11 protein-coding genes are annotated in these 14,526 nt (G+C 70.6%); 2 read left to right on the plus strand and 9 right to left on the minus strand.

The features are described from left to right. Positions 1-6 precede the first annotated feature (6 nt). Positions 7-2,097, minus strand: coding sequence for an OmpA family protein (locus tag WMF42_RS37505; RefSeq protein ID WP_061613515.1), 2,091 nt, complete (start codon positions 2,095-2,097; stop codon positions 7-9). 410 nt (positions 2,098-2,507) lie between these two features. Here WMF42_RS37505 and WMF42_RS37510 point away from each other — a divergent pair, with 410 nt between their 5' ends. Beyond that, positions 2,508-3,248: a DUF4215 domain-containing protein gene (locus WMF42_RS37510; protein ID WP_437687954.1), complete on the plus strand. Its 741-nt coding sequence runs from the start codon at positions 2,508-2,510 to the stop codon at positions 3,246-3,248. 22 nt (positions 3,249-3,270) lie between these two features. On the opposite strand, the gene WMF42_RS37515 is transcribed toward WMF42_RS37510, so the two are convergent. The 8 genes from WMF42_RS37515 to WMF42_RS37550 form a co-directional block, all read right to left on the minus strand. After that, complete coding sequence (locus tag WMF42_RS37515; protein ID WP_437687956.1) at positions 3,271-3,528, minus strand: BolA/IbaG family iron-sulfur metabolism protein; 258 nt, start codon at positions 3,526-3,528, stop codon at positions 3,271-3,273. 98 nt (positions 3,529-3,626) lie between these two features. Beyond that, positions 3,627-4,808, minus strand: coding sequence for a thiolase family protein (locus tag WMF42_RS37520; protein ID WP_434043410.1), 1,182 nt, complete (start codon positions 4,806-4,808; stop codon positions 3,627-3,629). Positions 4,809-4,817: 9 nt separating this feature from the next. Then, on the minus strand, positions 4,818-7,199 hold the full coding sequence (locus WMF42_RS37525) for a 3-hydroxyacyl-CoA dehydrogenase/enoyl-CoA hydratase family protein (RefSeq protein ID WP_437687958.1): 2,382 nt from the start codon (positions 7,197-7,199) through the stop codon (positions 4,818-4,820). 199 nt (positions 7,200-7,398) lie between these two features. After that, positions 7,399-7,677 (minus strand): hypothetical protein, encoded by a 279-nt coding sequence (locus tag WMF42_RS37530; protein ID WP_061613511.1) that lies wholly within the window; start codon positions 7,675-7,677, stop codon positions 7,399-7,401. A 770-nt stretch (positions 7,678-8,447) separates the two neighbouring features. Then, complete coding sequence (locus WMF42_RS37535) at positions 8,448-9,503, minus strand: hypothetical protein (RefSeq protein ID WP_437687960.1); 1,056 nt, start codon at positions 9,501-9,503, stop codon at positions 8,448-8,450. After that, on the minus strand, positions 9,500-9,685 hold the full coding sequence (locus WMF42_RS37540) for a hypothetical protein (RefSeq protein ID WP_437687962.1): 186 nt from the start codon (positions 9,683-9,685) through the stop codon (positions 9,500-9,502). The genes WMF42_RS37535 and WMF42_RS37540 overlap by 4 nt, the downstream gene beginning before the upstream one ends. Next, on the minus strand, positions 9,682-11,703 hold the full coding sequence (locus tag WMF42_RS37545) for a hypothetical protein (RefSeq protein WP_437687964.1): 2,022 nt from the start codon (positions 11,701-11,703) through the stop codon (positions 9,682-9,684). The genes WMF42_RS37540 and WMF42_RS37545 overlap by 4 nt, the downstream gene beginning before the upstream one ends. After that, positions 11,700-13,160 (minus strand): hypothetical protein, encoded by a 1,461-nt coding sequence (locus WMF42_RS37550; RefSeq protein ID WP_437687966.1) that lies wholly within the window; start codon positions 13,158-13,160, stop codon positions 11,700-11,702. The genes WMF42_RS37545 and WMF42_RS37550 overlap by 4 nt, the downstream gene beginning before the upstream one ends. A gap of 296 nt (positions 13,161-13,456) precedes the next feature. On the opposite strand from WMF42_RS37550, the gene WMF42_RS37555 reads away from it, so the two are divergent. Further along, complete coding sequence (locus WMF42_RS37555; RefSeq protein ID WP_437687968.1) at positions 13,457-14,245, plus strand: hypothetical protein; 789 nt, start codon at positions 13,457-13,459, stop codon at positions 14,243-14,245. Positions 14,246-14,526 lie beyond the last annotated feature (281 nt).

The following is a 14,526-nucleotide window of genomic DNA, read 5'->3' on the forward strand; positions in this document are numbered from 1 at the left end:
CTCCGCTCAGGGCGGCGGCGGGACGACGCCCTTGGAGCGGGCAAGGGCGCAGCCGAGCTCCACGTTGGTCGGCCCCTTGTCGGTCCGCACCACCTTGAACTCGACGCGCCGGTTCTTCTCCCAGGCCGCCGCGTTGTGGGCCGGGTCGAGGGGGCAGTACTCGCCGTAGCCCATGGCGCGCACCGCGTTCCGGTTGACCCCGCGCTGCACGAGCGCCGCCACGACGGCGTCGGCCCGGGACTGGGTCAGCTTCAGGTTGTACGCGTCGGCCGAGCGCTCGTCGGCGTGCCCCTGCACCTCGATCATCGAGAACTCCGGGTGGTGCTTGAGCGTCTCGGCGACCGCCTGCACGATGCCGAACGACTCCGGGAGGATCTCGGCGCTGCCTGTCGCGAACTGGATCTTCTCGAGGATGACGATGTTGTTCTCCTCGATCACGACGCTGCCCTTGTCCGGGCACCCGTCCTCGTCCTCGAGGCCGTTGAACGTCTCGGGCTCGTTCGGGCACTTGTCGACAACGTCCGGGATGCCGTCCCTGTCGTTGTCGGGGTCGGGGCAGCCGTCCTCGTCCTCGAAGTCGTCCTTGTCCTCCGGATCGTTCGGGCACTGGTCGGACTTGTCCGGGATGCCGTCCTTGTCGTTGTCGGGATCGGGGCAGCCGTCCTTGTCCTGGAAGCCGTCGCGGTCCTCCGGCTCGTCCGGGCACTTGTCGCGCGAGTCGAGGATGCCGTCGCCGTCGCGGTCGCCGTCGCTCCCCTCCGGGCAGCCGTCGTCGTCCTCGTCGCCGTCGCGGTCCTCGGGGTTGTTCGGGCAGCGATCGTCGACGTCGAGGATGCCGTCCTCGTCGTTGTCCGGATCCGGGCAGCCGTACTTCCCGGGGGGCGAGTCCGCCTTGGTGTCCTGGAAGCCGTCGTAGTCCTCCGGCTCGTCGGGGCAGTCGTCCTGATCGTCCTTGATGCCGTCGCCGTCGCGGTCGCCGATCGACGGCTCGAAGACGAACCCGAGGGTCGCGCGCTGCTCCGCCGCCTGGAACCCGGGCGTGTACCCGACGCCCGCGCCCAGCATGAGGAAGCTGTTCCGCTCGATGAAGAGCTTGATGCCCCCGATCGCCTCGGCCGACAGCTTCTGCCGGCTGCTGTCGCCGCCGCCGACCTGCTGCGTGAGGTAGGTCTCGGCCACGAGGTCGAGCGGCGTGAGGACGCGGTAGCTCATCCCGAACCCGCCGGTGAGCAGGTCGGAGTACTCGAAGTCTCCTTCCTTGAGCTGGAAGGTCATGCCGTCCTGGCGGAGGCCGAACGCGGGGTTCTTCCCTGTGTGGCCGCGGTATCCGGCGTTCACCGCGATCCGGAACGGGTTGGTGATGCCGAGCCGCTTCTCGAGCACGATCTGCGGCCAGAAGAAGAAGCCCGGGTCCGAGGCGAAGTCCTCGCTCCCGCCCACGCCGACGCCGGCCTGCGCGATCAGCGCGAGCCCGATCACGTCCTGATCGGGGCGGAGCAGGCGGAGCTTGGCGTGGATCGCCAGGTTGCCGAGCGTCTGGGCGTCGAGCGCGTCGTCGTCGTAGTTGGCGCCGGGCCCTGGGCCGATGTCGTCAACAGCCTTCGCCCCGTTGAGCACCACCGGCACCGACAGCCCGACGACGAGGAAGTTGGCGATGCCGTAATCGAACTGGAACGTCCCCTGGAAGGCGTGATTCAGCATCACCCCCGTCCCTCGGGCGTTCTCGTTGAGCGGCATGATGTTGTGCCCGTAATCGAGCACGAGCCCCAGGCTGATATCGTTGGCGCCGAGGATGTCTGCCCCGTTGACCGAGAAGAGACCTTTGGAGTCGACCGCCGGCCGGAACAGGTGCAGGTCCATGCCGTCGCCGTTGGCGCCGTTGCCCGTGCGCGTCCTGTCCCTGCCGGCGTCCTGCGCGGCGGCGTCCGGCGCGGCGGCGGTGATCGCGGCGCCGCCGAGGAGCATGGAGAGCAGCCCGACGGCGAAGCGGCTCGGGCGGCTGGGGCGACCGTGGGCGGGCGGCGCGCGCCGGTCGTCTGGCGCGCCGGGGCCGCCTGGGGGCGGGGCGGCGGGGAGCAACGGGGAACGAGGCATCATGGCAAGGTCCTCGGGTTCGTGAGGTCGCGATCGGGCAAGCGCGCATGGATCAGGCGCTGGCCGCCACGTACCACCGCGTGAATTGCGGTGTCAAACAGACGGCGCGGCGGGTCTTCGCGGCGGCGCGGGCGGGGATACCTGGATCAGAAATGTCCACGTGCCGCGCGCCCGACCGGGGCGCCGCGCGCGATCATCGCCCGCGCCGGGGCTCGCGGTTCGCCGGGGATCGCCCGCCGGCCGGGCGCGCGAGCGACGGAAGCGGCCGCGGTCGCGCGGTCGCGCGGTCGCGCGCCGGCGGCGACCGTGGCGCGAAGTTGTCCTGGCGATCGGAGACGGGTATTGCGTGAAAGGATCGCCGTGACAGGTGCTCGGCACGCGTCACGCGAGGACCTCGCGCCAGGATGGGATGTATGCTGCAAGCGAAGTGGACGAAGCTGGCCGCGGCGATCGCGGTCATGGCGCTGCCGGCGTGCGGAGACAGCGACCCGAGCGACGGCAGCGGGGGGGCCGGCGGGGCCGCCTCGAGCGCGGAGGACGCGAGCTCCGTGACGAGCACGACGGCCGCGACCGGCGGCGGCGACGGCGGGAGCCGCGGCGACGGCGGGAGCGCCGGCGACGGCGGGAGCAGCGGTGACGGCGGGAGCGCCGGCGACGGCGGGAGCAGCGGTGACGGCGGGAGCGCCGGCGACGGCGGGAGCGCTGGCGACGGCGGGAGCGGCGGTGACGGCGGAGGGGTGTGCGGCGACGGCCTCGTGCGCGGCGCCGAGGCCTGCGACGACGGCAACACAGCGGAGGGAGACGGCTGCAACGCGGTCTGCGGGATCGAGGCGGGCTACGCGTGCAGCGCCGAGCCGAGCTCCTGCGGCCCGGTCTGCGGCGACGGCCTGCTCATCGGCACCGAGACGTGCGACGACGGCAACACGAACGGCGCCGACGGCTGCAGCTCGGATTGCGATATCAACGTCGGCTACAGCTGCAGCGGCGAGCCCAGCGCGTGCGTGCCCGTGTGCGGCGACGGCATCCGCGCCGGGGGCGAGGGCTGCGACGACGGCAACACAGCGGACGGCGACGGCTGCAGCCGCGCCTGCGAGGTGGAGGAGAGGCGAGCGGCGAGGCCACGGCTCCGCCAGCGCTCAGACCTCCGCCGCTGACCCACGCCGGTCGCGCGGCCGATCAGGGAGCGCGCGTCTTCAGGCTGTCGATGGCGTGAACGGGGGCCTGATCGCCTGCCATGAGGTGCGCGATGGCCCCGTAGACCAGCCGCTGGCTCTCCAGCATGCTCTTGCCGGCGAACACAGGCGAGGTCACGACGAGGTTGAAGTGCCCTCCGCCGCCGGTCACCTCGGCGGTAGAACCCTCGATCTTCTCTTCGATGGCCCGCTTCAAGGCCTCGGGGATCGACCCTTGAAAGGTGGTCAGGTGGATGGACATGGGGCGATCTATAGGCCATCGCCCCGCCGCAGGAAAGCCGGAGCGCGGGGCTCGGGCTCGCGGCGGGGCGCGCAGCGGGGAGGATCAGCGGCGGGGGCTCAGGCGCGCGCGGCCGCGCCGGCCAGCTCGACCAGGCCGGCCGCGCCCATGCCGCCGCCGATGCACATCGTGACGATGGCGTACCGGCCGCCGCGGCGGCGCAGCTCGTAGAGGGCGGTCGCGGTGAGCTTCGCGCCGGTGCACCCGAGCGGGTGGCCGAGCGCGATCGCGCCGCCGTTCACGTTGAGCTTCTCCTCGGGGATCTCGAGCGCCCGCTGGACGTGGACGGCCTGCGACGCGAACGCCTCGTTGACCTCGAAGAGGTCGATGTCGGCCATCTTCAGCCCCGTCCTCGCGAGCAGCTTCTTCACCGCGGGCACCGGGCCGATCCCCATGATCGCCGGGTCGACGCCGACGGTCACGAACGCCCTGAAGAACCCGAGCGGCTTCACGCCGAGCGCGTCCGCCTTGGCCTTGCTCATCACGAGCGCGGCGGCGGCGCCGTCCGACAGCGGCGAGCTGTTGCCCGGGGTGACGCTCCCCTTCGCCGCGAACGACGGCTTCAGCCCGGCGAGCGCCTCCGCGGTCGTCTCCTTGCGGATCAGCTCATCGGTGCGGAAGTCGAAGGTCGCGCGCTTGCCGTTCTCGTAGCGCACGCCCTTCACGGTGACGATCTCGTCCTCGAACCGCCCCGCCGCGCGCGCCGCCGCCGCCTTCTGGTGGCTCTTCAGCGCGAACGCGTCCTGGTCGGCGCGGCTCACCTGGAACCTGTTCGCCACGTTCTCCGCGGTGATGCCCATCGGCGTGTACACCGTCGGACACCGCTCCATCGCCTCCGGCGACGCGCTCAGCTTGTTGCCGGTCATCGGCACCATGCTCATCGACTCGACGCCGCCGGCGACGGCGATGTCGACCGATCCCATCGCGATGCTCCCCGCCGCGTTCGCGATCGCCTGCAGCCCGCTCGAGCAGAAGCGGTTGATGGTGATCGCGGAGCTCTCCTGCTGCATCCCGCCGAGGAGCGAGACGACGCGCGCGACGTTGAGCCCCTGCTCGCCTTCCGGCATGGCGCAGCCGAGGACGAGGTCCTCGATGTCCTCCGGCTTCACCTGGGGGACGCGCTGGAGCAGCGCGGCGACGACCTCGCCCGCGAGCTCGTCGGGGCGCTTCAGCGCGAGCGACCCTTTGTGGGCCCGGCCAACGGCCGAGCGGACGGCCTCTGCAATTACGACGTCGACCATGGCGTTCACCTAGTTCCGGAGGGGCTTGTTGTTCATCAGCATGTACTGCATTCGCTCGGCGCTCTTCGGCTCACCGCACAGGCTGACGAACGCCTCGCGCTCGAGCTCGAGGATCTCGTCCTCGGTCACCTCGCGCGCCGCGCCCCCGGCGCCGCCGCAGAGCACCTCGGCGAGCTTGCGCGCAATCTTCGCGTCGTGCTCGCTGGCGTGGCCGCCGGCGACGAGCGTGTCGATCATCATCTGCAGCGTCGCGATCCCGCTCTCGCCCGGCAGCTTGTAGGCGCGCGGCACGGGCGCGTGGTACCCGGCCTCGGCCATCCCGACCGCGCGCGCCTTCACCTCGTACAGCTGGCGCGCCCGATCGAACGAGACGCCGTCGGTCTTGCGGAAGAAGCCGAGCGCCTTCGCCTCGTCGGCGCTCGTCGCGACCTTGGCGAGGGCGATGTTCTTGAAGACCTGCGTCACGAGGTCGTACGCGTTCACCGGCACGCCCTCCGGGACGCCCTCGAGCGCGCGCCAGAGCATGTTGAGCGTCCCCGCGCCGCCCGGGATCAGCCCGACGCCGACCTCGACGAGCCCCGCGTACGTCTCGGCGGCGGCCTGCACCGCGTCGCAGGCGAAGCAGAGCTCGAGCCCGCCGCCCAGGGTCATCCCGTAGGGCGCGGCCACGACGGGGACGCTCGCGTACTTCAGCCGCTGCGTCGCGTCCTGGTACGCCTTCACCATCTTGCGGATCGCGTCCCAGTCCTTGTTCCCCGCGGCCATGGCCACCAGGAACAGGTTGGCACCGACGCAGAAGTGCTCGCCCTGGTTGAAGACAACGAGCGCGCGGAAGTCCTGCTCGGCCTTCTCGGCGGCGAGCGTGAGCATCCCGATCGAGTCCGGATCGAGGCTGTTCGCCTTCGTCTTGAAGGTGACGCCGAGCACGCCGTCGCCGAGGTCCCAGGCCTCTGCGCCGTCGTTGGCGAGCACCGCCTTCACGCCGTTCGCGGCCGCGCGCGCGCCGGCCAGCGTGACGTTCCGCGGATCGAGCTTCCGGGCGACGTACTCCCCCTTGAGCAGGTCGAACACAGCGCCGTCGGCGCGGTAGAACGAGGTCGCGCCGCTCTGCTTCATGCGCAGGATCGACTCGGGCAGCTTGATGCCGTCCTTCTGCATGCGCTCGACGGTCTCGGCGAAGCCGAGCGCGTCCCAGGTCTGGAACGGCCCGAGCTCCCAGTTGTACCCCCAGCGCATGGCGTCATCGACGGCCACGATGCTGTCGGTGATCTCGCCGATCCGGCGCGCCGTGTACGCGAGCGAGCGGGAGAGCACCTTCCAGGCGAACTGCCCGGCCTTGCCCGGGTCGCCGGCGAGCTTCTTCACGCGCGCGGCCGGGTCCTCGATCTTCTCGCACGACCTCGTGGCCTTCTTGATCGCCTCGTCGCCGCCGTGCGGCCGATACGTGAGCTTCGCGGGATCGAGCGTCTCGAGCCCGTCCTTGGTCTTGCGGTAGAAGCCGCCCTTGGTCTTGTCGCCGAGGAGCTTCGCCTCGATCATGCTCTGGATGTACGAGGGCAGCTTGAAGACCTCGCGGTCCTCGTCGCGGTCGAGCGACGCGTAGCAGTTCTCGGCGACGTGGGCGAAGGTGTCGAGCCCGACGATATCGCCTGTCCTGAAGCTCGCGCTCTTCGGGTGGGCCATGGCGACGCCGGTGATGGCGTCGACGTCCTCCGGCGCGAGCCCCTCCTCGATCATGAGGTGGATGGCCGTGAGCATCGCGTGGGTGCCGATGCGGTTGCCGACGAAGTTCGGGGTGTCCTTCCCGAAGACGATGCCCTTGCCGAGCACGTCCTCGCCGAACCTCCGCACGCGCGCGACGACGGCCGGATCGGTGTCGGGGCCGGTGACGAGCTCGAGGAGCTTCATGTACCGGACGGGGTTGAAGAAGTGCATGACGAGGAATCGCTTGCGGAAGCCCTCGGAGCGCCCCTGCATCATCTCCTCGATGCGGAGCCCGGAGGTGTTCGACGCCGCGATCGCGTCCGGCCGCATGACCTGCTCGAGCCGCGCGAAGAGGGCGCGCTTCGGCTCCATCTTCTCGATGATGGCCTCGATGACGAGGTCGCACTGCGCGAGCTCGGCGAAGTGGTCTTCCGTGTTGCCGGTGCGCACGAGGCGGGCGTGCGACGGGTGGAAGAACGCGGCGGGCCTGGCCTTGAGGGCCTTCTCGAGCCCGCCCGCGGCGAACCGGCTCCTGGCGGCCGGGTCTTGCCGCTCAGCCTCGCTGAGGTTCGGGGGCACGATATCGAGGAGCAAGACCTCGATGCCGGCGTTCGCGAAGTGGGCGGCGATGCCGCTGCCCATGACGCCCGCGCCGATGACGCCCGCGCGGCGGATTGGTTTCGTCATGCAGATCCTCCGAGATGAATGGGGCGCAAACCATTGGCGCAAAGGGCGCCGAGCGCAAGCGTATCCGGGGTGGACGGCCGCGTGGGTGAGCTGGCGAAGGAGGTGCGCTGACGACCTGTCCTGACCGTCCGCCTGTGGTGCGCTGTGTGCGAGCGTCCTCAGGCGTTGCCGGTCGGGCTCGCGGCCGGTGGTTTTGCTCTCAGTGCCATGCCTGAGCGGACTGCACCGGCTGTCCGGTGCGGTCGTGCTCGGCCAGGAGACGCTTCGATATCTCGACGCATACGGTGCAGGACGCGAAGCGCGACCGGTGCAGGCACTGGAGCCATGTGGCCGTCCCTTGCGCCCCGAACTCCACCGCATCGAGGTGCTTGCCGCAGGCGACGCAGTGGATGTGCTTGTGTTCGTGCGGCTGCGCCGCCGGGCGCGCCGGTGCGAGCGCCTTCCGCTCGCGCTTGGTCAGTCGCTTTTCTCGCTTCATGGTCTCCTCTGGGGACGGGGATGGCCGCACGGCGTCGTGCTGGCGCGGCGCACGCTACCATGTGTCGCTCGGCGAGAGTCCCGGCGGGCGGCGCGGGAGCGCCGCGCCCCTGCGGCGCGGCCGGGCTCGCCCTGGGCGGCCCTGCTGGCGGGTGAACCCGCGCGACGGCGGTGGCTTGACTTCCTGCACGTGCTGTGCGTTTGGGGCGCTGGACCTGGACGGCGCCGACGCGAGCACGTCGAGCCCGCCCGCGTCCGCCACAGGCGTGCGCGTCGGGGCGGGGAGGCTCTGGGAGAGCGCTCTTCCCGTTGCTCCCGCCGCACTCCGGCTGTCCGGGCGAGCACCCCGCCGGCCCGAGGGGCGAAGGCCATCTCCAGAGCAGCGAGGGGCTCATCAACGGAGAGCCCGGTCCACCATGGCCGAGCTTGACCTACTCCGCCTTGGCCCTCTGGCGTGCTTACGTGGATGCCGTCGAGGATGCGCCCGAAGGCGAGAGCGAGCTTGCGACTGCCGAGGCGGCGGCGCGCGGGTTCCACGGGTCGTCCGGGCCTCACCCTCGGTGTTGGTCGTCGATGAGGAAGGTTCTGAAAGAGCGAAGGAAGGCCGAGATAGAGCGGATGCCCACCCCCGGCCCGTGCTCGGCGCTCCGCGCCTGCGCGCGGTCCGCCCCTCCCAAATCGCGCGCTCCGCGCGCTCAGGGAGGGGTGCGCCGTCTGGTGCCTGCGGCCCGAGTGCGAAGTCCGGACAAGCGAGGACGTGCACGACCTACGTCAGGACATCAGGCCGAGCACGAAGAGCGCGTCGGACCAGAGCGGCCAGAGCGTACGGTAGGGATGAGTCGCCAGCACGACGCCGCCGCTCGGCAGGCGGCGCACGTGGAAGGGCGCGTGCTCTTCGAGAAAGCGGGTGTGCCCGCGCGTCATGACCTTTGCCCGAAAAGCGGGCGGGCCCTCGCCCTCGGCTGCCTCCGCGAGCTGGCGGAGCAGCTCCATGATCTCGTGCGCCTGGGGTTCGGCTGCGCGCCACGTGTCGTCGGGCACCGCCGCGGCCTCGAGCGCATCGAGCAGCGTGGCCGGCTGCGTCGCGAGCGCCTTGAGCACGGTCTCGCGCGGGAGCGAGCCGCTGAGCTCGTGCGTGCCTTTCATGGGCACGCGCGCGCCCCGCGGCGCGGCGTCGATGCGGGCGTGCAGCGCATCCAGCGACATGCCCGCGATGCACGACACGCTCTGCTTTTCGTGCAAGCTCACCCAGGAGAGGGCGAGGTCGCGCGCGAGTTCCTCCGCGTTCGCGGTATAGGTCGCGCACATCTCGACCGGGGCGAGCCAGTCCTCCTTGTCGGTGCAGGCGCCAGCCGGCACGCGCCCGCTCGCGTCCGGCGCGCAGAGGCGGAGCAGGAGATCCTCGATGTCGCCCTGGACCAGGTGGCAAGCGACCACGGCCTCAGCCTCCACGGAGCGGGGGCCGCCGCCCACGGCGATCTCGTACGGAAAGAAATCCCGTTTTTCGCATATCCGCAACTTGAGAGGGCCGCCGGGAGAGCGACGCTCGCATTCGTCGGTGTAGCACGCGATACCACAACATATATCGCGCTCAGAATCTCTCAAGTTCACGCCGGAGAGAACGTGAGCATTGTTCCATCCTCCGAAGTGAGCGCGAATCATCGCGAGCACTTCGTCCACGGAAGGCGTCTCGCACCCTTCCTCGGAACTCATCATCAGACTGATGAGCTCTCCCGAGGGGATGAGGGCCGACAGTGCCGCGGCGAACGCGTCGATCCGTTCTGCCTCATCACACCAGGCGAAGAAGTGAGGTCCTGACACACTCATAGCCGGATCACCATGATGAACTTGTTGAAACCCTCCAACGTCACGGCCTTGCCCGTTCTCCCGTTGAACAGGTAACCGTCCCGAACAGTGAAGTTTTCATCATCAAACTTCGCTCCCTGCTCCATGATGAGCTCGACGCGTTCCACGTCTCCATCGAGCCCCTTGTTCTTCAGGGCCTTCATGGCGTTTGATAGCTGCACGCGCACGTCTTCAACATAGATCTTTCCGCCCTTGCCTCGCTGATGATGAGCTTGTGACCCGTGGATATCGACACGAAGTCAGGCGCCATCGCTTCCTTGGATTTAGGACGCGAGGTCTTCGGAATGCCGACCACCTTGCGCACGCCGTCGTCGCCGACCCCGACGAGCGATCGGCCGTCGTCCACCAGGAACTTCGCCGCCTTCTTCTCGAAGATGTCCACCTCGAACTTGGTGATCGCCCCGGTGAGCCCCTTGTACCCCCTGACTCGGTTCGTCTTCACGATCTGGGCGAACGCCTCCTCGATCTCGGCGATCTCCCCGGCCACCCGGATCGCGGCCGGCCTGAGCCCGCTGCTCGTCTTGACCGCGCGCCACATCGGCCCGACCGCCCCGAGCCCGAAGCCCAGCCCCGAGAAGATCCGCTCCTCGTCGCTCAGCTCCTGCCCCGACGGCACACACCACTCCTTGCCCGTCACCGCCTCGCACAGGTCGAGCGCCGGCCCCACCACCGGCACGAACCCCACCCCGATGCGCGTCGTCGCGTGCACCAGCGTCTGCATCACCTCGCCGTACGCCTCGACGCCTTTCGCTACCGTCGACATCGCCCCCGCGAACGCGCTGATCGTCTGGTAGAGCTGCGTCTGCTCCAGGTCGAGCCCGGCCCCCGTCCACTGGTTGAGGCTGTCCTTCATCTGGTCGGCGAGCGCGTCGAACCTCGGCTTCAGCACCGTGTCCACCACCGCCCGCAGGTCCGCCGGCACCGGCGAGTCCACGAACCAGTCCGACGCATCCATGAACCGCCGCACGACCGCCGCGATCCGGTTCTGCGCCTTCAGGAACGCGTTCGTCTCCGCCAGCGACACCCCCATCCGGTCGCGCAGCGCGATCTCCAGCGCCGCGCTGTTCTCTCGCCACGCCCTCACGTTCGCCACGAAGTCCGCCCGCGCGACCACCACCCCGCCGCTCACGGCCGCCTCCAGCGCCGCGATCACCGTGTCCGCGTACGCCGCGTACGGGTCCCTCCCCTCCTCGAACGCTCCATCCACCTCCGCGATGTCCGGCACCTCCACCCACGGCACGTCGCTCTCGCCGAGCGCGTAGCTCCACGGGTCGTCCGGATCCCACCCCTCGGCGCGCGCGTCCTGCGTCGCCAGGTCCGCCAGCTCGTCCGCCTGCGCGCCGAACTCGTCAAGCAGTCGCGCGAGCTCGCTCTCCAGGTCGCTGACGCTCTTCTTCAGGTCGTCGACGAGCTGCTGCATCGCCGCCCGCGTCTCCGCGTCGACAACGTCCTTGTACCGGTCGAGGATCGCGTCGAGGTCGGTCCGCGAGATCTCGTCCAGCGGCCGCTGCACCAGGTCGTGCAGCTCCGTGTCGAGCTGCCGCAAGAGGTCCATCCTCGCCCGGAGGTCCGCGACCCTGGCGGCGTCGCGGAGGAGCGCCGTCATCAGCCCGGCGATCCTGACCTCCAGCTCCGCGATGTCGCGCGCCAGCTCCGGGTTGATCTCCGCGAGGCTCAGGTCGACCGCGGTGTTGCCCTCGAACCCGGCCCCGTCGCGGCGGATGTTGAAGAGCGGCTTGTTCAGCCCGAGCGGCTCCGACACGAGGTGCACCACGTCGTGCGCGTGGGTGCACCAGTTGCCGCCGTTGACGGTGTGGGCCCGGAAGTGGAAGTCGTTGCTGCCCATGCGAAGCAGCACCGAATCGAACTCCGCCTCGAACGTGTTGCTCTGGGAACCATCGGCTTCGATCTGCAGCGCGTCCGGAACCGAGTACGTGGGCAGCGGCGTCTGGTTCGCCTCGAAGAAGGCGCCGCCCTCCCTGTCCAGCTCGGCGATCCCGCACGAGCCGACGTCCTGGTGGTTGCTCCAGAGGAGGGTGTACGGCGTGCCAGCCCGCGCGAACGACGGCGACAGCACCGCCAGCACCGTGACCAGCGCGACGAGCTTCTGCAGCACCACGGCGCCCCGGCGGCGCAGCGTGACATTCTTCGATCCGCTCATGTCCCCTCCGCGCCGCGCACGGCGGCGTCATACGCAATCGCGGCGCCCTTCACGTCGCCCGCGTCGAGCCTTGCCTGCGCTGCATCGAGCGCCGCCGCGGCCATCCCCCTCTCCCGCAGCGCCGAAAGGCCCGCCGCGATCTTCCGCGGCAGGCCTGTCCTGAGCTCTTCCTCCGCGCCGTCGAACCGCCCTCGAAGCTCCGCGCACCCGGCCTCGCGCCACGACGATCCCGCCGCCTCGCAGAGCGGCCGCATCTGCACCAGCGCCAGGAGCTCCCCGCACCGCTCCGCGAGCAGCGGCAGCCCGAGCTTCTCGCTCACGGGCGGCGCCGCCGACAGCGCCGCCGCCCGCCCGCGCGCTCCCTCGCGGAACCGCTCCGACGCCCTCCGGCTCCGCGACCGCGCGACCGCCTCGCGCGCGCCCTCATCGCCCTGCAACACGCGGAGCGCCTCCCGGCGAAGCGCGATGCCGCCGAGCAGCGCCGTCGCTGTCGCGTCGCTCCGCGCGACGCGCCGCTGCGCGTAGCCCAGCATCGTGCCGAGCGAGCGCAGCGCCCCCGAGGTCATGTCCGGCACCACCGCACCGTGCGTCGCGAGGACCTCCTTGTGCGGCGCGATAGCCTCCTCGAACGACACAGCGAGCGCCTGGAGCTCCGCCGACAGCGTCATGATCTCCGCGGCGAGCTCGTTCGGCGCCCGGCTCGCCTCGCGCGCCGCGGCGAGCACGGCCTCCTCCGCGCCGTCGAGGGCGTCGATGTCCGACCGCGACGCCTCCGCCGAGAGCGCCGCGTACGCCGCCGTCTCCGCCGCCTCGGTCGCGCGGTAGTCCGCGAACCGCGCCGCGACGGCCGCGTACCTCGATTGCAGTGGCGCGGCGTCGCGCCGGGCCTCGTCGAAGACCGCGTGCGCCGCAGCCAGCGCCTGCTTGTCCGCCGCGAGCGCGGCGGCGAGCGGCTCCTCCTCGGCGCGCGCCTTGTCGGCCATCGCCCGAGTGAAGTTGTCGGCCGCGCGGACCGGCTCCTCGTCGAGGATCTCCTTCTGATGACGCCTGTGTGTCAGGAGCAGCCCGAGGAGCTCGCCGTCCAGGGTCGCCCGGAGCGACTCGGCGTGCTTCTCCTCATCCCGCACGTAGGCCACGGCCCGATCGACATTGTCGAACCAGGCCCTGAGCTCCGCCTCGCTCGCGACGAACGCGTCGGGCCCGCTGAACGGCGGCAACGCCCACATCTGGATCGGCAGCTCGCCGTCCTCCTCGGCCTTGCTCCACGCGCTGCCCGGGCCCTCGCTCGCGTCCACGCAGTGCTCGAGAGTGCTGGTGTCGGCTTGCGCGCAGAACCTGCCGGGCGCGTGTTCCTCGCGCGGCCACAAGCACCCTGTCGCCATCGCGCCCAGCGCCAGGACGGCCACGGCCGCGACGAGGATGGCCGTCCGCCGGCTCGATCTTTTTCTCCTGATCACACCGGTTCCCTCCACCCCGCGAGTCTTCTCTCCCGCGCACGCTCACCCGCTCATTCGTGGGCGGCAAGCGTCCACACGGGACCGGTGGGGCATTGGTAGGAGACGGGAGACGGAGACGGGAGACAGATGACGGGCAGCCCGACGGCAGGCCCACTACGGATCGAGCAGGTCGAGGCAGCAAAAACCCGACGGTTGATCAGGCGAGAAAGCCCTTTTCAACAGCGCCGACTCCCATTGCATCTTCCCTCCTCATTGCCGCCGCCCGGCTTTGCCGGCCGGCAGGGAGGAAATCAGTCATGGAGTATTCGAATGCAGTCCTCGAGGCCACGCCGGAGCGCGCCACCAAGCTCCTGATGGGGATAGGCGCCGTCGCCGCGGTTCGCACGTTGATGGCCGGAGCGGGCATGACCGACGACGACATCCTGGAGGGCCGCGCGCTCCTCCTCGACGTCCTCGCCGCCCCGCGCAAGACCGCCGGCGCGCCGGCCGACACCGACGATGCCAGGGCGCAGCGCGCCGCGACAGGGGAGCTCGACCAGTGGGACGAGCCCAACTACGCCCGTCATGGCGCCGCGCTCCGCCGGCGCTTCCCCGACGTGCACGAGTACGTATTCAAGGACCTCTCGCCCTCCACCGGCACCGCCGCTGTCCAGGGAGTGGCCACCTTCCTCGCGCGGATCGACGCCCTCGAGAATGGCACCGATCCGGACCGCGCCGCGACGAAGCAGGGCGACAAGAAGGCCGTCGCATTCCTCGCCACCCGCGGCCTCGACAAGGCCGAGCGCAAGCGCCTCAAGGGCCTCGTCGACGTGGCGCTCGGGCCGACATCGCCTCTGCCCGAGACAATCGATCTCCCCGAGGCCGCGCGACGGCGCGAGGCGCTCGTCAAGCTGCGCGGCTGGTTCGACGAGTGGGCGACAACGGCCCGCGCCGTCGTCAAGAAGCGCAGCTACCTCATCCGCCTCGGCCTCGCGAGCCGCAAGGCGCCCCAGCGCAAGCCCGCGACAACGCCGGCCACGCCCACGGCCACGCCGCCCAGGCCGGCCGAGCCGGTCGAAGAGACCGGCGGCGCCGATCTCCAGTAATCCGAGACACAGGCTCCAGCGCCCGGGGTGCTGCGGAAGCTTCGCGCGCGCGCCCGAGACCTTCGCGCGCGGTCCTGAAGCTTCGCGCGCGCTCCGGAAGCTTCCCGCGCGCTCCGGAGCACGAGATTTCGCGTACTTGGCGGCGTCCGCCGCGCCCCCGGCGCCTTCCGGCGCGCGTCTGGGGGCGAATTTCCCGGGGAATTCAACCTTCCGACCCGCGCGCGAAGCTCCAGGACCGCACGGGAAGCTCCAGGACCGCGCGCGAAGCTCTCGCGCCACCG

Origin of the sequence: Sorangium sp. So ce176 (genome assembly GCF_051519835.1) — a bacterium.
In the GTDB taxonomy this organism is placed as follows: Bacteria; Myxococcota_A; Polyangia; order Polyangiales; family Polyangiaceae; genus Sorangium; species Sorangium cellulosum_G.